Raw genomic sequence first — 19,363 nt, 5'->3', positions numbered from 1 at the left:
CGGGTTCCGCCGGGAGGCTATCGGCCCCGCCGCGGTCCGGTCCGGCGCGCGCGGCGTTCCAGCGCTTCGGCGTACACGTGCTCCAGCCCGGCCACCATGGCGCGGGCGCTGAACTCGCGGGCGGCCGACTCCCTGCCCGTCGCCGCCATCCGCAGCCGTTCGTCGGGGTGGTCGGCCAGCCGCTTGACGGCCCCGCGTAGGGCCGCGACGTCGCCGGTGGGGATGAGCAGGCCCGTGCGGTCGTGCCGGCAGATCTCGGGCGTGCCGTCGCAGTCGTAGGCGACCGGACAGACGCCCGACAGCAGCGCCTGGGTGACCGTGCGGGGCAGCCCCTCGCGATAGCTGGGGTGGGCCAGCACGTCCATGGCGCGGATGAGCCCGGGAACGTCCGCCGGCGGCACGAGGCCGGTGAGCACGACCTGATTCGATAACGCGTGTTCGGCGATCCGGGCCTCCAGCCGCTCCCGCCAGTAGCCGTCGCCGACCCAGAGCAGCTTCCAGTGGGGGTTGGCGGCGAGGTCGTCGGCGAGCGCATCGAGCAGGTCGTCGTGGCCCTTGTGCTGCGCGAGGCGGGCGACCGTGCCGACGACGAAGTCGTGTGGCTCGAGGCCGAGCCCTGCGCGAACCTCGTCGCGGGTCGGCGTGGGCTCGGTGTAGGGCGCAAGGTCGACGCCGCTGCGGACGGTCGTGTAGAGCGCGGGCGTGCCGATGCCGCGGTCGAGGAACTGGCGGGTCATCGCGTCGGCGACGGACACGATGGCATCGCACCGCGTTGCGGCCACGCGCTCGGCGAGCGTGTAGATCGCGTTGTTCAGCCGGAGGCGGAGCCGTCGGACGGGCGAGCCCTCGACGGGCATGAACGGCGGACCATGGATGGTGTGCACGACCGCGGGCTTGCATCGCGCACGCCAGGCCGCGAGCCGGCCGAGGATGCCCGCCTTGGACGAGTGCGTGTGCACGACGTCGGGCTCGATGTCGTCGATCAGCCGCTTGAGCTGCTTGTACGCCGCGATGTCCCTGGCGGGGTGTACGGGGCGAACGAGCGATGGCACCTCGTGCGTGGCGATGCCGCCGCCGTCCATGGCCTGGAAGCCGCGCACGCGGTCGAGCATGGAGCCCTCGGGTCCGTGGATGGGGCCGTAGGCGAGGTGCACGTCGCGGCCCGCATCGGCCTGACCCTCGCAGGAGAGCACGGTGTTCTCCTGGCTGCCGCCGAGGATGAGCCGGGTGGAGATGTGGAGGATGCGTGTCACGGCAGTGCGTGCGCGAGCGCGGCGCCGACGTAGGCGTCGCTCTCGGGGCGGACGCTGAAGTCGCCGCGCTCGTCGTGGGCCAGCTCCTCGCGGGTGTCGAGGTTCTTGACCTGCACCTTGTCCTCGCCGTGCAGCACGATGGCGTAGCGGGCGTGCTGCTTCTCGGCGTCGCTGAGCAGCTTCTTGAGGTTGCGGGTGGTCTTGTACGTGCGGCGGGCGTGCACGGGGCGCACGGCGTAGCGATCGGCTGCCCAGGGCTTGCCGCCACCTTGGATGGAGAAGCCGTCGTGCTCGATGCCGCGCCGCAGGTTGGCCAGCAGCGGCTCGACGAGGGCGTCCTCGTCCTCGCTTCCGGCGATCACGAAGGCGTCGGGCCGCAGGCTGGCGGCGGGCTGGCTGAGGGCATCGAGCAGGTCCTTGCCCTGGGGCATCAGCCCCTTGTCGTCGAGCAGCAGGCCCAGCACGACGTCGCCCATGCCGAAGCCGACGGCGGGCGTGGGCGGCCCGCCGAAGAGTTCGATGAGGTTGTCGTAGCGGCCGCCGCCGGCGATGGCCCGCTCGCCCTCGGCGATGACCTCGAAGACGGTGCCGGTGTAGTAGGCGAGGCCGCGGACGATGGAGGGTACGAGTTGTACGTGGCCAACGTCCGCACGTGCGAGTTGCTCGAAGAGTGCTCGAAGCGTGCGTTCGGTTGCCGCAGCATCCGCCGACAGCTCGCCAATGCCCAGGCGGTCTGCGATCGATCGGAACTGGAGCCACAGGCCCTGGGCGCGATCGCGTGCGTCGGCGACGCCGTGGGGGTCGAGTAGTACGCGGCGCAGCCGCTCTCCTGGCTCGCGTTCTGCGCCCAGGTCCATCCAGTTGCCGATGAACGTCTCGGAGTTGATCTTCGCCGCTCTGTCCGCCAGAGCAAACGCGGACTCCATCGAACCCGGAGGAATGCCGAGCTTCGAGAGAATCTGCTGAAAGACGCCCCGGTGGTTCAACTGCGTCGCGACATCGTCGACGGGGACGCCGCCGCCGCGCAGCAGCGAATCCACGACGCCGATCGACTCAACGTCGTGCCGGGTTTGTTCTTCCGGCGTGTCGCCGCCCAATATGTCCACGTTCCACTGCAAGAACTCCCGCAGCCGCCCCCGCTGCGGCTTCTCCGCCCGAAAGTACGGCCCGATGCTGAACCACTTGGTTGGGCTCGGCAGGCTGGCGGCTTTGGCGGCGTACATGCGGGCGAGGGTGGGGGTGAACTCGGGGCGGAGGGCGTAGTCGTCGTCGCCGCCCTGGCGTCGGAAGCTGAAGAGTTCGCTGACGATGCCCTCGCCGGACTTCTTCTTGTAGAGCTCGAGCATCTCGAAGGTGGGGCCGTTGATCTCCTCGAAGCCGTGGCGGACGGCGGTGTCCCGCCAGAGCTTGCAGATGTAGGCCTGGCGGAGGTGCTCGTCGGGATAGAGATCGCGCGTACCCTTGGGCGCTGCGATGGGGGCGGCTTGCGGCCTGCTCATCGTGGAGGGTCCCTCCGGGCGGCGCCGCCAGATCGTCTAGGCGGACCGGACCCGGAGCGTATTCAAGGTAGCAGGAGAAGCGATATGTCCTTCAAGCGTTCCGCAGCGGGTGTCGGCGTGGTTGGTCTGGGGTGCATGCTGGGCGGCTGCGCCGCCACGGGGCTGACGCCCGAGGCGCTCGAGATCACCAAGGCCGAGTGCCAGGCGACCATCACCCATCTCTCCAACACCGAGCCGGAGTTCGACGGTCTGGTCGAGAGCAGCCATGCCTGGGCGGTGTTCCCGGGCGACTTCAACATCCTGGCCTACTTCCTGGGCGGGGGCGGCGGGGACGGCCTGGTGTACGACAACTCGGGCGAGGTCATCGGCTACAGCCGCCACGCGCGGATCAACCTGGGCATCGGCGCCTGGGGCGGCTACGAGGACTTCGTCCTGTTCTTCCCCACCGAGGAGGCGCTGGCCGACTTCCAGGAGGGCGGTTGGTCAGTCGGCGGCAACGCGGGCTGGGGCATCCTGGGCCTGGCCGCCAGCGGGCAGACGTCCTTCAACCGCGACATGACGATGGTGAGCGATCCGCGTGCCGGCAGCCTCGCGGCGGTGCACTTCACCTTCGACAACTTCAGCTACAACGACATCGACGACGCGATGGGCAACTGACGCATCAAGGCCGATCATCGAGTCCGTGCGGGCCGCCTCTCGGGGCGGCCTTCTTCGTGCGCAGCGGGTTCCGACGAGCGAGAATGAGGGCCGCCCGCCGAAGCGAGACGGCCCTCTGGGGAGGTGGAATTGTGGTGCGGCGCGGCTTCGCCGCACGCTGCTTTCTACGGGGCACCGGCCGGAAAGTTGCACGTTCCCCCGCACGCGGGGCGCGTTGTGGGTCCGGACGCGCGTTCGGCCGCCCGGATGCTCGTCGCACGTTCGGCATGCCGGGGCCTTGGACGCAAGCCGAGGGCGGATTCGCGCAGTCTTTGCGGGCCACCAGCCGTGTTTGGGCGGACCGGGGCCCCGGGGCATGAGATCCGACGGGGCGTGGCGACGGGCGGCCGCAAGCCGTGCGTCCGTGTTCGGAACAAGCCGGTAGAGGGGAGCCGAGGAGGACGGCCCGCGCTCCATCGTGGGGGGCGGCCGGCCGGCGACACCTAGGGGAGGTGAGGAGGCGCGGACGATGCGCGCAGCGGCGATGGATGGGGCTCCCGGGCGGCGGCGGCTCGGGGCGTGGTCGGTATCGGCGGCCGTGCTGGCGGGACTTGCGGCGGCGGCGTGCTCGCTGGCCCTGGGCGGGTCGGCATCGGGCGGCGGTGGCGGAGACGCCGGGGAGGCGACCCCAGGAGCGGCGACCCATCGGGTCGCGCCGGCGGCCCAGCGATGGGTGGCCGAGAGCAGCCGGCCGGCGGGCGGGGTCGTCTGCGGGATCTAGGGCCGGCGACCGCCGGCGGCGGCGTATCCGAGGCGGTCTCCCGCGAGGGATCTCGTCGAAGGGCCTAGGGGTTGTTTGGGTGCCCGGGGATCGGGCCGCGCGGGCGTCCGCAACCCTACCATCGGCCCGCATGCCGACGATGACCATCAACGGAGTGTCGTGCGATTTCGAGCCCGGGCAGACGGTGCTGCAGGTCGCCAACGCCAGCGGCGTCGAGATCCCGTTCTATTGCTATCACGACGGGCTGAGCGCCCCGGCCCAGTGCCGCATCTGCCTCGCGCAGATGTGGGGGCCCAACGCGCGGAACGAGGGCAAGCTGGAGGCCATCGCCGGCGGCAAGCTGCTGCCCACCTGCACCACGCCCGCGGCCGACGGCATGGTGGTGCGGAGCGACTCGCCCGCCTCGGTGGCCAACCAGAAGGCGGTGATGGAGTACCTGCTCATCAACCACCCGCTGGACTGCCCGGTGTGCGACCAGTCGGGCGAGTGCTTCCTGCAAGACTACAGCTACGAGTTCGGCCGGGGCGTCAGCCGCTTCCAGGAGCAGAAGGTCAAGCAGCCCAAGAAGGATCTGGGCCCGCACGTGTACCTGTATTCGGACCGCTGCATCATGTGCACGCGGTGCGTCCGCTTCGATCGCGAGATCGCCGGCGCCGACGAGCTGATGATCGGCGGCCGGGGCAACCGCAGCGAGATCGACGTGTTCCCGGGCCGCGCCCTGCAGAACGAGTTGAGCGGCAACGTCGTGGACCTGTGCCCCGTGGGCGCCCTGCTCGATAAGGACTTCCTGTTCGCCCAGCGGGTGTGGTTCCTGAAGCGAACCCCGAGCATCGACGGCATCACCGCCTCGGGCGACAACATCTACCTCGAGCACAACGAGGGCAAGATCTACCGCGTCAAGCCGCGCTCCAACGAGGACGTCAACAAGCACTGGATCACCGACGAGGTCCGCTACGGCTGGAAGTTCGTGCATCGCGACGATCGGCTGATCGAGCCGCGGACGCGGCGGTACGGGGCCCTCGTCGAGACCGAGTGGACGCGGGCCTACCGCGACGCACTCGCGGGCATCGCGCGGCAGCTCGACGGCGGCACCCGGCTGGCGGTGATGATCAGCCCGATGCTGACCTGCGAAGAGGCCTTCGCCCTCGCCACGCTCGCCAGGCGGCTGGACGACCAGGCGATCCTCGGCGTGGGTCCGGTGCCGATGCACGGCGAGGACAAGGCCTTCCCCCCGACCAAGCAGCCCGACGATCCGGACGCCTTCGTCATGAAGGCCGAGAAGGCACCCAACGCCCGGGGCGTGCGGCGTGTGCTGCGGGCCGTGCTGGGCGACGAACCGCTGGAGTTCGCGGCGTTCATGCGTTCGCTCAACGGCGTCGGCGCCCTGGTGCTGACGGGCAATTATGCGACCGACTGGTCAGCCGTCGAGGTCGCCGACGCGGCCCGGGAGCGGTTCACGGTGCTGCTCGATACGCTGCCGACGCGGCTGATCGACGCCAGCGACGTGGTGCTGCCCGGGGCGACGTGGGCGGAGAAGGCGGGCACCTTCGAGAACCATCGCGGGCTGCTGCAGTCCTTCGAGCGGGCCATCCCGCCGCTCGCGCGGACCGAGGGGCAGATCGCCTTCGACCTGCTGGCGGCGCTGGGCGTGGACGAGTTCATCCGCGACACCGGCCCCGTCGCCACACGTACGGCTCACCGGGCGAACGTCGTCATCGTGGACGAGGGACCGGGCCAGGTGCCGCAGGCGACCGAGGTGGAGTTGCCCCGCGGTCGGCCGTTCCGCGCCGACGAGGCCCGGCGGATGCTCGTCGATGCCGGGCTGGGCGAATTCGCCGGCGACGTCCGGCACCCGCCCGCGGAGGCCAAGGCGAGCACCGACATGCGGCTGGTCGAGCTGTAGCGGCGTCGCCGATTTCCGTCGGCGATGCGGTCCATCGAACCTGCTCGAATCGGATTCGGTCAAACGAAAGCACGCCCCGGGACGGTGGTCCCGGGGCGTGCCATGTTGCCGGAGTGTGTCGCTGGCTGCGTGCGACCTGGTTGATGCTTAGCCGCCGCCGGTGGCGTCGTCGACGGCCTGGCGGATGGCGCCCACGCCGCGGCTGGCGGCGTTGCCGATGTCCTCGCGGAAGCCGTCGGCGGCGTCGGCAACGCGGCCGATGAGGGCGCGGTCCGCGCCGAGGCGGCGGAGGACGCCGATGCAACGGCGCTCGGTGCGGCTGACGCGGGCGACGCCCATGCGGGCCAGGCCGGTGACGCGGGAGATGCCCCGGCGGCCGGCGGCGATGATCTCGTCGTCGCTCGCGCCGCTGGCGTCGAGGTCGGCGATGCGATCGAGGACGGCCGAGGTCGTGCCGCCGATGGCGCCGACGACGCGATCGGTGGTCTGCTGCATGGTGGCGACGCAGCGGGCGGCGACGTCGGCGGGATCGGGCCTGGTCTGCGCCTGCGTGGCGGCGGCGGCGACGAGCACCATCAGCACGGCGGACAGCATGGACAGGGTTCTGGTCATCTTCGAGCTCCTCATTCCTTCTCGATGCGTCTCGGATGCGGGCCGGCCTCCCCAGCGCGACCGCTCTGTTCTGCAACGGGGAGTATGGCCGGCTATTGCCGGAAGTTGCGCGGTTTTGGTGCGGCGATGCGCGACTTCTTTGGGCCACGGCCAGCCACGGCCGACGCACCGGAGCGTTGGGTCCATGGTGGCCGGCGCGGGCCAGGGCTGGCCGCCACGGGGGAGGTCTATCGCCCGTAGGCTTGCGGCGTGCCGACGTACCGGTTGACCATCGCCTACGACGGCACCGCCTTCAGCGGCTGGCAGAAGCAGGAGCCGCCGATCCCCGAGGCGGACGGCGGCGTGGCGACCGGGGCGGTGCACAAGGCCGACGCGTCGCTGCCGGCGCCCGAGGGCCGCGTCGCGCTCCGCACCGTGCAAGCGGTCGTGGAGCAGGCCGTGCAGCGGGTGGTCCGCGAGCCCGTGCGGCTGACCGGCGCGAGCCGCACCGACGCCGGGGTGCATGCGCGGGGGCAGGTCGCGGCCTTCGCGTGCTCGGCCGGCGACGACCCAGCGCGGCGGGGCGGCGGCTGGCCCGTCGAACGCGGCGTCGGGGCGCTCGTGCGAGCGCTCAACGATCGGCTGCCGCCCGACGCCCTGGTCCGCGATGCCCGCGTCGCCCAGGACGGCTTCGATCCCATCGGCGGCGCGATCAGCAAGGGCTACTCATACGCCTTCTGCACCGGGGCCGAGCGGCCGCTGTTCGATCGCGCCTTCGTCACGCACACGCACCACGAGCTGGACGCCGAGGCGATGGGCGACGCCGCCCGCGTGCTGGCGGGCGAGCACGACTTCGCGGCCTTCACGCAGATCAACCACGACCGCGTGAGCACGGTGCGGACGATCCACGGCATCTCGGTGGTTCGCGAGTCGCCGGTGCGGGTGCGGATCGACGTCAGCGGCAGCGGGTTCCTGTACAACATGGTGCGGATCATCGCCGGCACGTTGCACGAGGTCGGCCGAGGACGGATGTCGCCAGGCGACGTGGCCGCTGCGCTAGAAAGCCGTGATCGGCGGCGGGCGGGGCCGACCGCAGGCCCGAGCGGCCTGTGCCTGGAGTGGATCCACTACCCGGGCGACGAAGAAAATCCGGCCCCGGCGTGAGGCGGCCGCTGCGCCGGCGCTCCCCATCCTGATCGAGCGGCGCGGGTGCGTCGCTCGCGCGCAATCCGGCCCACGTGGGCCCAAAGGGGGACCGCCATGATCCGTTCGTGCACCGCCGCCGTCCTGTTGTCCGCCGCCGGCCTGGCGTCGGCCGACCGCATGTATGCCTGCGATGCGGGCACCGACAGCCTGTACATCTTCGATACCGCGACCGGTGCCACCGTCTCGGTCATCGGTCCGCTGAACCCCGACCCAGCGCGGTACGTTACGCCGGTGAGCATGGCCGTGAGCCCGGGCGGGTCGATCTACGTGATCAACAACTCGCCGGCGGGCGACGCGAATCTCAGCCGCGTCGACCCGGCGACGGGGATCGCGACGCACATCGGCGGCACCGTGGGCGACTCGATCAGCTTCGGCCCGGGCGGGCGGCTGTATGGCATGCTGGGCACCCGCCTCGCGACGGTCAGCACCGCGACGGGCGTGGCGACCTCGCTCGGCGGACCGTCGCTGCCGCGGCTCTACGGCCTGGACTACGACCAGCGCAGCGGCCTCTTCTACGGCGTGACGAGCGCGGCGCCGTTCTCGGTGCCCGAACTGCTGGTGATCGACCCGGCGACGGGCGCGCCGCTGGCGACCATCCCCATGAGCAGGCCCACCGTCGGAAGCGTGCCGGGCGGCATCGCATTCGAGCGGGATGGCACGCTGGTAATGACCGACCTGGGTCGCCGGGTGTGGGAGGTCGATGCGTCGACGGGCGTCATGACGCTAAGGGCCACGACGAGCGACGTGCCGCAGGGGTTGGGCCCCGCGCCGTGCCGCGCCGATCTGGACGGGGACGGCCGGCTCACGGTCTTCGACTTCCTGGCCTTCCAGATCGCATTCGGCCGGGGTGATGCCCGCGCCGACTTCGACGGCGACGGCGCGTTCACGATCTTCGATTTCCTGGCGTTCCAGAGCGAGTTCGACGCCGGCTGCTGAAAACGAAGTCGCACCGCGAACGCCAGAACCCCGAGAAATCTCGGGGTTTTCCTGTGCGCACCGCGTCGTGCGGTGCGCCAGCGGGGACCGCGGCGCAATGGTTGTGCCAACACGCAACCGGCCCCCGCCGCTTCCGAACATAGATGTGGTGTTCAGATGCAGAAAGTGCTCCGGAATACGTGAGCAACCGTGGGGGTTCACCGTTTAGTACGGCAGTGTTCGTACGACAAACAGCCCCCAATGAACCGTACGGCCCGCGCTCGGACTCATCCCCCGAGATCGGGCCGTGCGGTTTGTGCGTTGCGCATCGATGCGTGCTAGTTCTTGTCGTCGGCGTCGTCGAGCACGAAGGCCTCTTCGGCGTGGTCGCCGGCCTCGGGGATCTCGAAGAGCGCCTCGATCTGCGCGGGGGTCAGGTCGAACTCGTTGCCGTCGGCGTCGAGCACGCTGGTGGGGATGAGGCCCTGCTCGTCGCGGTACACCGTCGACCGCCGCCGCCTGTCGAACTGCTTGCGGGAGCGGATGAAGATGCGGAAGGGGATCTCGTCGAAGGGCGCCTGCTCGCGGATTCGATTGGACAGGTACTTCATGTAGTTGGCGGTGAAGAGCTTGGGCTCATTAACGACCAGCGCGATGGTGGGCGGGGCGGTGCCCACCTGGGCGACGTAGTAGACCCGCGCCAGCGTGCCCAGCTTGCTGCTGGGGCCGCGTTTCTCGAGGATGCCCCGGACCAGCCGGTTGAGCTTGCCGGTCGAGACCCGCTCCTCGGCCTGCCGCTTGAGGTCCATCGCGACGCCGAGCAGGCCGTCGATGTTGAGGCCCTCGCGGGCCGACAGCAGCACGATGGGTGCGAAGGGCAGCCCCTTGAGCTCCTCGCGGACGTACTTCTCGTAGCGCTCGGGCGTGATCGGGCGGCCCCGGTCGTCGGTGCCGCCCTCGACCGTGTCCCACTTGTTGACGGCGATGATCGTGGGCTTGAAGCCGCTCTGGCAGAGCATCGCCAGCTGCTGGTCGACCTGGCTGATGTCCTCGAGCGCATCGAGCATGAGCACGACGACGTCGGCGCGCTTCACCGAACGCTGCACCCGATCGAAGGCGAACCACTCCACGCGGCCCTGCAGGCTCTTCTTGCGGCGGTGGCCCGCGGTATCGATGACGACCAGCCGCTGCCCGTCGCGCTCGATGGCGACATCGACGGCGTCCCGGGTCGTGCCGGCGATCTCGGAGACGATCACCCGGTCCTCGCCCGCGAGGGCGTTGGTCAGCGTGCTCTTGCCGGCGTTCCGCTTGCCGATGACGGCGATGGAGAGGTCGGCCCTTGGCGGAGCCGGTTCGGCGGCGTCGGCGGGCAGCAGGTCGTACAGGCGGTCGCTCAGCTCGCGGCGCATGTAGTTGTTGCGGGCGGAGCACATCAGCGGCTCGCCGAAGCCCAGGGCGCTGAACTCGTAGGCGTGGGTTTCCCACTTGGGGCCGTCGACCTTGGTGGCGACGACGTGGACCGGGGCGCGGGCGGCCAGGCCCGAGCCCAGGTCGCCGTGCTCCGCCCGCCGGCGCCTGCCGAGCTTCTGCTCGCGGAGCAGCCTCGCGATCTCCTCGTCCCGCGGGGTCAGGCCGGCCTGGACATCGATGGCGAAGAGGATGACATCGGCGTCGGCGACGGCGGCCTCGATCTGGGCCTCCACGTCGTCGGTCAGCCGCGCCAGGTCCTCGCCGACCTCGTTGTACCGCTGGCCCTCGGCCACGTAGACGCCGTAGCCGCCGGTATCGGTGATCTCGACGGCCCGCTCGGGGCGGCCGTCGGAGTGGGGCAGGTCGAGGATGGTGGTGACCCGGTCCCGGGTGACGCCCGGCAGGTCGTCCACGATGGAGACCTTGTGGCCCGCCAGCATGTTCAGCAGCGAGCTCTTGCCCACGTTGGGGCGGCCGACGATGGCGACGCGAGGGATGGGCATGGGGCGGATTGTATCAGCCGCGTGGGTCGCCCCCGGGGCCCGGCCAGCCCCGCCGATGGCAGCCGGCAGCGATCGGTGGCGGCCGGCGGCCCTACCGTTGCCCCGCCATGATCGACCTCAAGCCCGGCAGCCGCGTGCGGATCACCCAGCAGTTCCCCCGCCTGAGCGGCACGATGGTGTCGACGGTGGAGGGCGTGGTGGCCCGCGTGGGCCAGGAGAAGAGCGGCTCGTGGTTCGCCCACACCAAGGACAAGAAGGTGTGGATCGACCGCGTCGAGCTCCGCAAGGACGACGGCGAGCTGGTGGTGGTCAACCTCGATCGCCACTCGGCGGTCGAGGTGCTGGACGAGCCACGAGCGGAGTCGGTCTGAGTTCCATCCGAGCCGCGTGCGTGAGCACGCGGGCCAACGCCCGAGAACTCTGGGACCCGGACTCCACGGGAGCTGGCCATGGCCGCCGGCGGCTCGGGTTGGATCGCTCTAGCCCCTTCGCGGCGCTCGCGTTGCTCTGATACGCTCCCGCACGCATGGGCCACGGCCACCACCATCACGGACATGGGCACAGCCATGGGCATGGCCACCACCACCCCGAGTTGGAGAGCGCGAGCGACACGCCGCTGGTGATTGCGGTGGTGATCAACGTGCTGCTGACGGTGGTGGAGCTGGTGGCGGGTGTGCTGTCGGGCAGCCTGGCGCTCATCGCCGACGGGCTGCACAACCTGGCCGACGCGGGCTCGCTCGTGGTGGCGCTGGTCGGCCGGCGGATCAGCAAGAAGCCGGCCGACGAGCGTCGGACCTTCGGCTACCGGCGGGCCGACGTGGTGGGGGCGCTCATCAACCTGGTGCTGCTGGTGGTGCTGGCGGGCTTCTTGACGCTCGAGGGCGTGCAGCGGCTGCTGATGCCCCAGGAGATCATCGCCCTGCCGATCATGATCGTGGCGGGGGTGGCGCTGCTGGTCGACCTGGCGAGCGCGTGGCTTGTCGCGCGGCTGGCGGGGGCGAGCATGGGCACGCGGGTGGCGATGATCCACAAGATCGCCGACGCGGCCGGCAGCGTGGGCGTGATCTTCGCGGGCCTGCTGGTGTACCTCTACGAGGTCTACTGGATCGACACGCTGGTGGCCTTCGGCATCGCATTCTACATGGCCTGGCAGGCTCGGGCGATGATCGGCGAGACCACGGGCATCCTTATGCAGGGCGTGCCGCCCGAGCTGGATATCAACGCCATCGCCGCCGACCTGCGCACCGTCGTGGGCGTCGAGGACGTGCACCACCTGCACGTCTGGCGGCTGGACGAGCAGACGATCCTGCTCGAGGCCCACGTCGTGTGCGCACGGGAGCGGCTGGCGGACATCGAGCCGATCAAGCACGCCATCCGCGAGCGGCTGCAGGACGAGTGGGGCATCGGTCACACGACGCTGGAGTTCGAGCACGTGCAGACGGCCCAGCGGGAGGCGGCGGAGGACGCCGACATGGGGCGGCTGGTGCCCAAGCACTAGGTACGCCTCCTCTCTCCGAGCCGCGTGCGTAAGCACGCGGACCAACGCCCAGCACCACGCGCAACGCCCGCGCGTCCATGCTTCCAGAACAACATCACCGAAACGCCGAGCGTGTGTCCGCGTGCTTACGCACGCGGCTCGGTCGGAGCGCCGCGTGGCTGCGCACGGCTGGGACTCGCCGGGCTTGTGCCTCCGAAAATCGTGATCACGTGCTTGGTCGGGTATTCGTGGTGAATCCGGATTGACTTGATTGCTGGCGTGCGTGCCGTTGCGCGCGGAAGTGTCCGGCCTCCCGTTGGGTGAGGGCCCGTGTGGGACGGGACTCGCAGCAACCGGAGGAGGCCCGCCGTGGCGTTCCAGCTCGATGCATTCACGGACATCTCGTTGTCGGCCGGAGCACTGGAGGTGCTGCTGGCCGAGCACGAGCGCGACGTCATCCCCCGGCTGCACTGGCTGTGGGGCTACTACCGCAACGAGCCTGCGCATCCCGGCGGCGATGCGCCGCAGAAGGCCGGGCTGCCGCCGCGGCTGCGGGGCGTGTGGGATCCGTGGTCGGACGACCGCATGGTGGAGGCGGCGGCGAACGAGGCGGTCATCGAGAACGACATCGCCTGGCGGATCCACGCGATGGTGGACTTCATGCTGCCCGAGCCGCTGGTGCTGCTGTCGCAGGCGGGCACGGTGGGTGAGCGGCGGCGGATCGAGGCGGCGCTGGACGCGGTGTGGGAGGCCTCGGGCGGGCTGGGCCTGCTGCACGACGCCCTGCTGCTCGGGCACGTCTACGGCCACGTCGATCTGCTGCTGCGGTGCGACGTCGAGCGATTGACGGCGATGGCGAGCGATCTCGATGGGTTGCTCGAGCTGCCCGCCGAGGTGCTGGCCGAGGCGATCCGGGTCGAGGCGATCGATCCGGCGCGCGGCGTGCCGATCGTGGATCCCTCGGACTACCGGCGTCTGGATGCCTACGCGATCGATTTCGCGCGGCGGACGAGCCGGCTGGAGGACGAACGCCGCACCGAGCAGCTAGCGATGGAGCGGGTGACGGAGGTGTTCAGCGGCGCGTGGCGGCAGCTGTACGTCGACGGGCGGCTGATCGAGCAGGGCCCCAACCGCTGTGCACCGGGCCGGGTGCCGGTGGTGCACATCCAGAACCTGGCGCAGCCGCTGTGCTATCCGGGGCTGAGCGAGGTCGAGCCGCTGATCCCGCTGCAGGACGAGCTGAACACGCGGCTGAGCGATCGGGCGGCCCGCGTGACCATGCAGAGCTTCAAGATGTACCTGGCCAAGGGCATCGAGGGGTTCGATCAGGCCCGCATCGGTCCGGGGCGGATCCTGTCGACGGACAACCCCGACGCCGAGGTCGAGGCCTTCGGCGGCGACGCGGACTCGCCCAGCGAGACGCGGCACGTCGAGGACGTGCGCGAGGCGCTGGACAAGGCGTCGGGCGTGCCGCCGGTGGCCGCGGGCGTCGTGCGGGCGAAGATCGGCAACCTGTCGAGCGGCAACGCGCTGCGGGTCACGCTGCTGGGTTTGCTCAGCAAGACGCGCCGCAAGCGTGTGGGGTACGGCGCGGGCATCGAGCGGATGTCGGGGCTGATCCTCGAGGCGCTCGATCGCGCGGGCGTGCTGGCGAGCGATCCGAAGGACCGGCGGCTGCACGTGGCGTGGCCCGACCCGGTGGGCTTCGACGAGAACGAGCAGCTCGTGGCGGCCCGCCGCAAGAGCGAGCTGGGCATCGATCGCGAGCGGGTGATCGCGGAGCTGGGCTACGAGCCCGAGCCGCGGGCAGGCTAGCGGCGGGCCACCGGCGGGATGGTCGTGGTGGGCCGGTTTGCGGCACACACAGGTGAGATGGCGAGCGGCAGGGGCGGGAGGGACCGCGCGCGCGGTCGGCTCGCGGAGCACACGAAACGGAGGCTGGCATGACGCAGCAGGGATCCACGAACGAGGCGGACCTGGATCGGGAGCGGATCGAGATCGACGCGGAGGCGCACGACGATGCGTCGCGGAACGAGGACGCGGTGCGTCAGCGGGATCGGCTGGCCGACCAGCTCGCAGAGCAGCTGGCCGAACGCGAGGCGGAACTGCACGAGCACCGCGGCAAGCTCGAGAAGCTGGAGCGGCGGAGCGCGATCGACCGGGCGGTGGCATCCTCGGGCGCGATCGACGGCGAATCGCTGGCGATGCTCGTCGAGGCGCGGATGGAGGCCAACGCGAGCATCGGGGCCGAGCGGGTGATCGCGGTGCTGCGACGGGAGCGACCTGCGCTGTTCCGGGCGTCGGGCGCACGGGCATCGGCGGTGAGCCCGATGCACCCCTCGCAGGGCTCGCACGGCGGGGCGCGGCTGGATCGGGCGCGGAGCGAGGCGCGGTCGACGGGCGATCGACGGGCGTTGATGCGGTACCTGCGGCTGCGACGGGGCGGCTGAGCACGAGGATCGGAGCGGCCCCCGCGGCGGTGCGAGGGATGGAAGCGCGGCGGGAAGCCGCAAAGGAGTAGCGCATGACGTTTACGGGGAAGGCGACCTTTTCGGCGGGCTCGGCATTGCCCGAGCTGGTCGAGGACGTGTCGGACATCATCGGGATCGTGAGTCCCTACGAGACGCCGCTGCTGGACCACCTGGGTGATCCGCGGCGGACGGCGGCGAGCACGGTGCACGAGTGGGTGGAGGACGAGCTGCTGCCCAATACGGGGACGCTGGCGTCGCAGTCGTTCTCGCCGTCGCCCGAGACCGACGACACGGTGCAGGTGGACGACAGCAGCCGGTTTCGCATCGGCGATCTGCTTCGGCCCGGCGATGGCCCCGAGGTGCTGCTGGTGACCTCGATCGATCCGATGACCGAGACGCTGTCGGTGGTGCGTGCGTACGGCGGGACGTCGTCGGTGACGCTGGCGGCGGGCATGGTGCTGACGATCCTGGGCAACGCGGCGCTCGAGGGCGCCGACGCGCCCGAGGCTCGCTTCACCAATCGCGTACGACGCCAGAACTACACGCAGATCTTCACCTCGACGGTGGAGGTGAGCGGCTCGATGCAGGCGGCGCGGGCGCACGGCATCGAGGACGAGCTGGACTACCAGAAGCAGGAGCGGATGCGTGAGCTGCTGCGGGATCTGGAGAACTGCGTCATCAATGGCGTGGCGCCGGCGAGCTCGCCCGAGGGCGGCAGCAGTGTCCGCCGATCGATGAACGGCATCATCCACGGGCTGGAGACGAACATCTTCGAGCCGGGGGCTGGTCCCATTCCGGGCGGTGGCGGGGTGGGCTCCGACGAGCTGAACGAGGCGGTGCTGAACGCCGCGCTGCGCGAGGTGTGGGAGCAGGCGTCGGGCCCGATCGACACCATCGTGTGCAACGGCGTGCAGAAGCGACGGATCAACGGCTTCGTGAGCTCGTCGCGGCGATACGGGCCGGATGACGATCGGTTCAGCGACTTGGTGAGCGTGTACGAGAGCGACTTCGGCGTGTGCCGCGTGGTGCTGTCGCGGTGGATGCCTTCGGACTCGATCCTGCTGCTGGATTCGTCGCGGATCGAGGTGATGCCGCTGGAGGGCCGGCAGTTCCAGTTCAAGCCGTTGGCATCGACGGGCGACGCGGCGATGGGCCAGGTGATCGGCGAGTACACGCTGGAGCTGCGCAACGAGAACGCGCACGGGATGATCACGGCGCTGGCGACGAGCTGAGTCGCTGGGTGTTGCGGCGGGCACGGCGGCCCTTCGTGTGGGGGCGGGGTCGTCGGCTCGCGGACGGGTGAGAGCCCGTCCGCGGGTTTGGACGCGGGAGCGTCGGATCGAGTGGATGCGAGACCGAGCGGGGCCGGATTGGAGGCTGCATGTTTGCGCAGGACCGGGATGTTCTGTATCTGGAGCCGCACGCGTTCACCGACGCGTTGTGGGCGGGTCGGCGGCTGGCCAGCGGGATCGCGACGGTCTCGGGCACGACGCTGGTCGCATCGAGTGTGGACGCGGGCTTCGATGTCGCGGGCGCGGCGGCGGGCGGCGTGATCGTGTTTAACGGCGTGCCATACGAGATCACGGCGGTGGCGTCAGCGACGGAGCTGGGGCTCTCGCGGCTTCGCGCGAGCGTCGACGACGCGTCGCTGCCGCCCGCGCCGGCATCGAATGCATCGTTCACGCTGGTGTCGTTCGCGCCGCAGATCGCGTTGGTGCACGCCCAGATCATGGCGATGCTGGGGCTGGACGACCCGGAGGGCCCGGGCGAGGCAGCGGTGGTGGCCGAGTCGGCCGGTGCGCTCGCCAACGTCGAGGCGCTCGGTGCGTTGCACCTGGTGTACGCCTCGGCATCGGCGCTGGCCGGCCCGAGTTCGGCGATCGGCGCTCGTGCGGTGATGTACCGGGAGATGTTCTCGCGGGCGCAGCGGGTGCTGGCGGTGCGGCTGGACGTGGACGGCGACGGCATCGCCGACGCGACGCGGCGGCCGGGGGTCGTGCAGCTGGTGCGGGGCTAGTTGTGATGCGCTGGCGGAGGAGGTTGGTGTCATGCTGGTGCTGAACCCCGAATGGGTATCGCTGCTGGGCACGACGATCGAGGGCGTGCGGCGGGTGGTGGTGCAGCGGTCGGCCGCGCGATCGCTGGTCGAGTGGGGCGACGAGGGTGCGTTCCCGATCTTCGCGGACGTGCCCGAGCAGCGGGTGGAGATCGAGGTGGTGGCCGACATCGCGCGGGATTCGCTGGAGGGTGCCGCGCCCGGGGACGAGGGCACGCTGCGGTTCTTCACGGCGCCGGTGGCGGGCAGCGGCGGGCGGAGGCGGGTGGAGGCCTCGGTGGTGGTGCTCGAGGCGCGGTACGACGTGGAGCCGGGGTCTCGGGCGCAGCGGCGGTGGCGGATGGTGGCGCTGTCGGATGGGGGCGCGGCCGATCCGATCGAGGTAACCAGCGGCGAAGACGGCGACCGCGGGGCGTAAAGGGGGCGGCGGATGGCGAGCGCATTTGCATCGACGGACTTGTTCGGTTCGGGCCCGCACCGCTTCGTGGTGCTCGAGCAGGGGCAGGCGGAGCTGCCGCCGGGCACGGTGCTGGGGCAGCAGGGCCAGCCGGTCCCGCAGTGGATCCAGCTTGGTTTGATGCCGCTGTCGATCGCGGTGCGCGGGCGGCTGGTGGCGGCGAGCGAGTCGGCGTTGTGGTTGCTGCGGGATGCGATCACGGGTTTGCTAACGGCCTCGCCGACGAGCGGCACGCTGGAGGATCACGGTGGGCAGCAGTGGGCGGACATGGAGCTGGTGGGCTACCGCGAGCTGGGGCCGGTGGACCGCGGGCGGCGGTGGACGATCGGGTACGAGGCGGTGTTCCGCGCGGGGTGAGGCATGCAGCAGATCGAGGTTGCGACGATCGTGGCGCAGTTCGGCATGGCGGGGATGATCGCGTGGATGTGGCTGACCGAGCGGCGGGCGGCGACGGCGCGGGAGCGGCAGATCGAGGATGCGCACCGGCGGCTGTCTGCGGAGCGGGAGTCGGCGGCGGCGTTGTTCGCGCTGGTGGAGGCCAACACGCGGGCGCTGACGCTGCTGGAGGCCAGCCAGCGGGAGATCGCGGGGCTGCTGCGGGCGCTGGTGCCCTCGCGGGGACCAGCGCGGGAGCAGGCGCGGGGGTCGGCGGACGAGCCGCTCGAGGCCGAGCGCGTCTAGGCTGTGCCCGCGGCGTGGGTCGCGGGAGGCTTGCATGGCGGACGACCGGCGAGTCGTGATCACGGGCATGGGGTGGGTGACGCCGCTTGGGTGCGACGTGGACGGCGTGTGGGCCCGGCTAATCGCCGGCGAGAGCGCCGTGCGGCGCGTCGAGCAGTTCGATGCGGCGACCTTTGCGACGAACTTTGCGGCGGAGGTCGCCAACTTCTCGCTCGGGGACCACCTGGGCGACGCCGCCGCGAGGCACTCGAGCGCGGGACGGAGCACGGGCTTTGCGCTGGCGGCCGCGGAACGGGCCTGGCGGCAGGCGGGCTTGGGCGAGCGGGATGGCTCGGGACGGTCGTCGGTGGTGCGGTCCGAGCGGCTGGGGTTGTACCTCGGCGCGGGCGAGGGCTCGATGGACGTCGCGGGCTTCAGCCGGGCGCACATCGGTGCGTGGAACGCCGACGAGCGGCGGCTGGACGACGGCGCACTGGCGGCGGGGCTGGAGCGTCTTGTGCTAGAACGGGAGCTGGCGCAGGAGCCGCAGATCACGGTGTCGCACGTGGCGGCCGAGTTCGGGTGCCGCGGCCCATCGATGAACTGCATGACGGCATGTGCCGCGAGCACGCAGGCGATCGGCGAGGCGGCGGAGATCGTCCGCCGCGGGGGCGCCGACGTGATGCTGACCGGTGGGTCGCACTCGATGATCCACCCGCTGGGGATGACGGGCTTCATCCGGCTCACGGCGATGAGCACCCGGCGGGATGATCCGGGGCACGCCTCGCGGCCGTTCGATCGCACGCGGGACGGCTTCGTGATGGGCGAGGGCGCGGGCGTGCTGGTGCTCGAGTCGCGGGAGCACGCCGAGGCGCGGGGGGCGACGCCTCTGGCGGAGATCGCCGGGTATGGCTCGTCGGCCGACGCCTACCGCATTACGGACATCGACCCCGAGGGCAACGGGGCGGCGCTGGCGATGGAGGCGGCGTTGCGGCAGGCGGGCATCGATCCGCGGGCCGTCGGCGGGGACGGGCGGCCCGGCGTGCACTACCTCTCGGCGCACGGCACGGGCACGCCGGAGAACGACGGCATCGAGACCCGCGCGGTGAAGCGGGTGTTCGGCCCGCAGGCCGACCGGGTGCCGTTCAGCAGCGTGAAGAGCATGCTGGGGCACCTGATCCAGGCGGCGGGCGCGGTGGAGCTGATCACGTGCGTGCAGGCGATCCGCACGGGCGTGGTGCCGCCGACGATCAACCTGCGGGAGCCCGATGCCGACTGCGACCTGGACCACGTGCCGCTGGAGGCTCGGGACCTGGGTGGCGTCGGCGGCGTGGCGGCGTGCCTGTCGAACAGCTTCGGCTTCGGCGGGCAGAACGACACGCTCGTGGTGCGGCGGCCGGCGTAGGTCGGCGGCGGCCCGGACGCACGAGCGAGGCACCCCACCCGTGCACGGAGAAAAACAGGGCCCCGGATTGCTCCGGGGCC

The 19,363-nt window shown here is 71.0% G+C and carries 19 protein-coding genes; 15 read left to right on the top strand and 4 right to left on the bottom strand.

The genetic code is table 11. The annotated features are described in order from the left end of the window. Nucleotides 1-17: 17 nt before the first annotated feature. Together AAFX79_09115 and AAFX79_09110 are read right to left on the bottom strand one after the other, a co-directional pair. Entirely contained in the window at nucleotides 18-1,253 is a 1,236-nt protein-coding gene (locus AAFX79_09115; protein ID MEO1008715.1) for a glycosyltransferase family 4 protein, read from the bottom strand. Beyond that, complete coding sequence (locus tag AAFX79_09110) at nucleotides 1,250-2,752, bottom strand: ATP phosphoribosyltransferase regulatory subunit (protein ID MEO1008714.1); 1,503 nt, start codon at nucleotides 2,750-2,752, stop codon at nucleotides 1,250-1,252. Before AAFX79_09110 ends, AAFX79_09115 begins: the two co-directional genes overlap by 4 nt. A gap of 84 nt (nucleotides 2,753-2,836) precedes the next feature. On the opposite strand from AAFX79_09110, the gene AAFX79_09105 reads away from it, so the two are divergent. The 3 genes from AAFX79_09105 (at nucleotide 2,837) to AAFX79_09095 (ending at nucleotide 6,072) form a co-directional block, all read left to right on the top strand. Next, nucleotides 2,837-3,409 (top strand): hypothetical protein, encoded by a 573-nt coding sequence (locus AAFX79_09105; GenBank protein MEO1008713.1) that lies wholly within the window; start codon nucleotides 2,837-2,839, stop codon nucleotides 3,407-3,409. Nucleotides 3,410-3,917: 508 nt separating this feature from the next. Next, entirely contained in the window at nucleotides 3,918-4,169 is a 252-nt protein-coding gene (locus AAFX79_09100) for a hypothetical protein (protein MEO1008712.1), read from the top strand. Nucleotides 4,170-4,299: 130 nt separating this feature from the next. Continuing rightward, on the top strand, nucleotides 4,300-6,072 hold the full coding sequence (locus AAFX79_09095) for a molybdopterin-dependent oxidoreductase (protein MEO1008711.1): 1,773 nt from the start codon (nucleotides 4,300-4,302) through the stop codon (nucleotides 6,070-6,072). Nucleotides 6,073-6,219: 147 nt separating this feature from the next. Here AAFX79_09095 and AAFX79_09090 read toward each other — a convergent pair whose 3' ends face one another. Continuing rightward, complete coding sequence (locus AAFX79_09090; protein MEO1008710.1) at nucleotides 6,220-6,684, bottom strand: hypothetical protein; 465 nt, start codon at nucleotides 6,682-6,684, stop codon at nucleotides 6,220-6,222. Nucleotides 6,685-6,933: 249 nt separating this feature from the next. Between AAFX79_09090 and AAFX79_09085 the strand changes: the two genes are divergently transcribed. Together AAFX79_09085 and AAFX79_09080 are read left to right on the top strand one after the other, a co-directional pair. Further along, complete coding sequence (locus AAFX79_09085; GenBank protein ID MEO1008709.1) at nucleotides 6,934-7,827, top strand: tRNA pseudouridine synthase A; 894 nt, start codon at nucleotides 6,934-6,936, stop codon at nucleotides 7,825-7,827. A gap of 96 nt (nucleotides 7,828-7,923) precedes the next feature. Beyond that, on the top strand, nucleotides 7,924-8,805 hold the full coding sequence (locus AAFX79_09080) for a GC-type dockerin domain-anchored protein (protein ID MEO1008708.1): 882 nt from the start codon (nucleotides 7,924-7,926) through the stop codon (nucleotides 8,803-8,805). 317 nt (nucleotides 8,806-9,122) lie between these two features. On the opposite strand, the gene der is transcribed toward AAFX79_09080, so the two are convergent. Continuing rightward, nucleotides 9,123-10,757 carry a ribosome biogenesis GTPase Der gene (gene der / locus AAFX79_09075; GenBank protein MEO1008707.1) on the bottom strand — a complete coding sequence of 545 codons (1,635 nt, stop codon included), beginning with the start codon at nucleotides 10,755-10,757 and terminating at the stop codon, nucleotides 9,123-9,125. A gap of 107 nt (nucleotides 10,758-10,864) precedes the next feature. Here der and AAFX79_09070 point away from each other — a divergent pair, with 107 nt between their 5' ends. From AAFX79_09070 to AAFX79_09025, 10 genes are all read left to right on the top strand, one after another. Continuing rightward, nucleotides 10,865-11,128, top strand: a complete 264-nt coding sequence (locus tag AAFX79_09070) for a hypothetical protein (protein ID MEO1008706.1) — start codon at nucleotides 10,865-10,867, stop codon at nucleotides 11,126-11,128. Nucleotides 11,129-11,283: 155 nt separating this feature from the next. Next, complete coding sequence (locus tag AAFX79_09065; protein ID MEO1008705.1) at nucleotides 11,284-12,255, top strand: cation diffusion facilitator family transporter; 972 nt, start codon at nucleotides 11,284-11,286, stop codon at nucleotides 12,253-12,255. 348 nt (nucleotides 12,256-12,603) lie between these two features. Continuing rightward, nucleotides 12,604-14,049, top strand: a complete 1,446-nt coding sequence (locus tag AAFX79_09060) for a phage portal protein (protein ID MEO1008704.1) — start codon at nucleotides 12,604-12,606, stop codon at nucleotides 14,047-14,049. Nucleotides 14,050-14,177: 128 nt separating this feature from the next. Continuing rightward, nucleotides 14,178-14,684, top strand: a complete 507-nt coding sequence (locus AAFX79_09055; protein MEO1008703.1) for a hypothetical protein — start codon at nucleotides 14,178-14,180, stop codon at nucleotides 14,682-14,684. A gap of 74 nt (nucleotides 14,685-14,758) precedes the next feature. Then, a complete protein-coding gene (locus tag AAFX79_09050) occupies nucleotides 14,759-15,937 on the top strand; it encodes a DUF5309 family protein (GenBank protein ID MEO1008702.1) in 1,179 nt (392 codons plus the stop codon). A 149-nt stretch (nucleotides 15,938-16,086) separates the two neighbouring features. Next, on the top strand, nucleotides 16,087-16,722 hold the full coding sequence (locus tag AAFX79_09045; GenBank protein MEO1008701.1) for a hypothetical protein: 636 nt from the start codon (nucleotides 16,087-16,089) through the stop codon (nucleotides 16,720-16,722). 31 nt (nucleotides 16,723-16,753) lie between these two features. Beyond that, the gene (locus AAFX79_09040) at nucleotides 16,754-17,179 is read left to right on the top strand and encodes a hypothetical protein (GenBank protein MEO1008700.1); all 426 of its coding nucleotides are present in this window, start codon (nucleotides 16,754-16,756) and stop codon (nucleotides 17,177-17,179) included. A gap of 12 nt (nucleotides 17,180-17,191) precedes the next feature. Next, entirely contained in the window at nucleotides 17,192-17,575 is a 384-nt protein-coding gene (locus AAFX79_09035; GenBank protein MEO1008699.1) for a hypothetical protein, read from the top strand. 3 nt (nucleotides 17,576-17,578) lie between these two features. Continuing rightward, nucleotides 17,579-17,899: a hypothetical protein gene (locus tag AAFX79_09030; GenBank protein ID MEO1008698.1), complete on the top strand. Its 321-nt coding sequence runs from the start codon at nucleotides 17,579-17,581 to the stop codon at nucleotides 17,897-17,899. Nucleotides 17,900-17,933: 34 nt separating this feature from the next. Next, on the top strand, nucleotides 17,934-19,283 hold the full coding sequence (locus AAFX79_09025) for a beta-ketoacyl-[acyl-carrier-protein] synthase family protein (GenBank protein MEO1008697.1): 1,350 nt from the start codon (nucleotides 17,934-17,936) through the stop codon (nucleotides 19,281-19,283). Nucleotides 19,284-19,363 lie beyond the last annotated feature (80 nt).

It is taken from the genome of Planctomycetota bacterium (assembly GCA_039819165.1).
Lineage (GTDB): Bacteria > Planctomycetota > Phycisphaerae > Phycisphaerales > UBA1924 > JAHCJI01.
This window is presented reverse-complemented; position numbering and strand designations above follow the sequence as displayed.

Bases quoted from the DNA above. Each gene is read 5' to 3' on its own strand.
- AAFX79_09110 (MEO1008714.1), bottom strand. From the start codon at position 2,752: ATGAGCAGGCCGCAAGCCGCCCCCATCGCAGCGCCCAAGGGTACGCGC.
- AAFX79_09090 (MEO1008710.1), bottom strand. From the start codon at position 6,684: ATGACCAGAACCCTGTCCATGCTGTCCGCCGTGCTGATGGTGCTCGTC.
- AAFX79_09040 (MEO1008700.1), top strand. From the start codon at position 16,754: ATGCTGGTGCTGAACCCCGAATGGGTATCGCTGCTGGGCACGACGATC.
- AAFX79_09055 (MEO1008703.1), top strand. From the start codon at position 14,178: ATGACGCAGCAGGGATCCACGAACGAGGCGGACCTGGATCGGGAGCGG.
- AAFX79_09070 (MEO1008706.1), top strand. From the start codon at position 10,865: ATGATCGACCTCAAGCCCGGCAGCCGCGTGCGGATCACCCAGCAGTTC.
- AAFX79_09030 (MEO1008698.1), top strand. From the start codon at position 17,579: ATGCAGCAGATCGAGGTTGCGACGATCGTGGCGCAGTTCGGCATGGCG.
- AAFX79_09105 (MEO1008713.1), top strand. From the start codon at position 2,837: ATGTCCTTCAAGCGTTCCGCAGCGGGTGTCGGCGTGGTTGGTCTGGGG.
- AAFX79_09050 (MEO1008702.1), top strand. From the start codon at position 14,759: ATGACGTTTACGGGGAAGGCGACCTTTTCGGCGGGCTCGGCATTGCCC.
- AAFX79_09100 (MEO1008712.1), top strand. From the start codon at position 3,918: ATGCGCGCAGCGGCGATGGATGGGGCTCCCGGGCGGCGGCGGCTCGGG.
- AAFX79_09065 (MEO1008705.1), top strand. From the start codon at position 11,284: ATGGGCCACGGCCACCACCATCACGGACATGGGCACAGCCATGGGCAT.
- AAFX79_09045 (MEO1008701.1), top strand. From the start codon at position 16,087: ATGTTTGCGCAGGACCGGGATGTTCTGTATCTGGAGCCGCACGCGTTC.
- AAFX79_09025 (MEO1008697.1), top strand. From the start codon at position 17,934: ATGGCGGACGACCGGCGAGTCGTGATCACGGGCATGGGGTGGGTGACG.
- der (MEO1008707.1), bottom strand. From the start codon at position 10,757: ATGCCCATCCCTCGCGTCGCCATCGTCGGCCGCCCCAACGTGGGCAAG.
- AAFX79_09035 (MEO1008699.1), top strand. From the start codon at position 17,192: ATGGCGAGCGCATTTGCATCGACGGACTTGTTCGGTTCGGGCCCGCAC.
- AAFX79_09080 (MEO1008708.1), top strand. From the start codon at position 7,924: ATGATCCGTTCGTGCACCGCCGCCGTCCTGTTGTCCGCCGCCGGCCTG.
- AAFX79_09095 (MEO1008711.1), top strand. From the start codon at position 4,300: ATGCCGACGATGACCATCAACGGAGTGTCGTGCGATTTCGAGCCCGGG.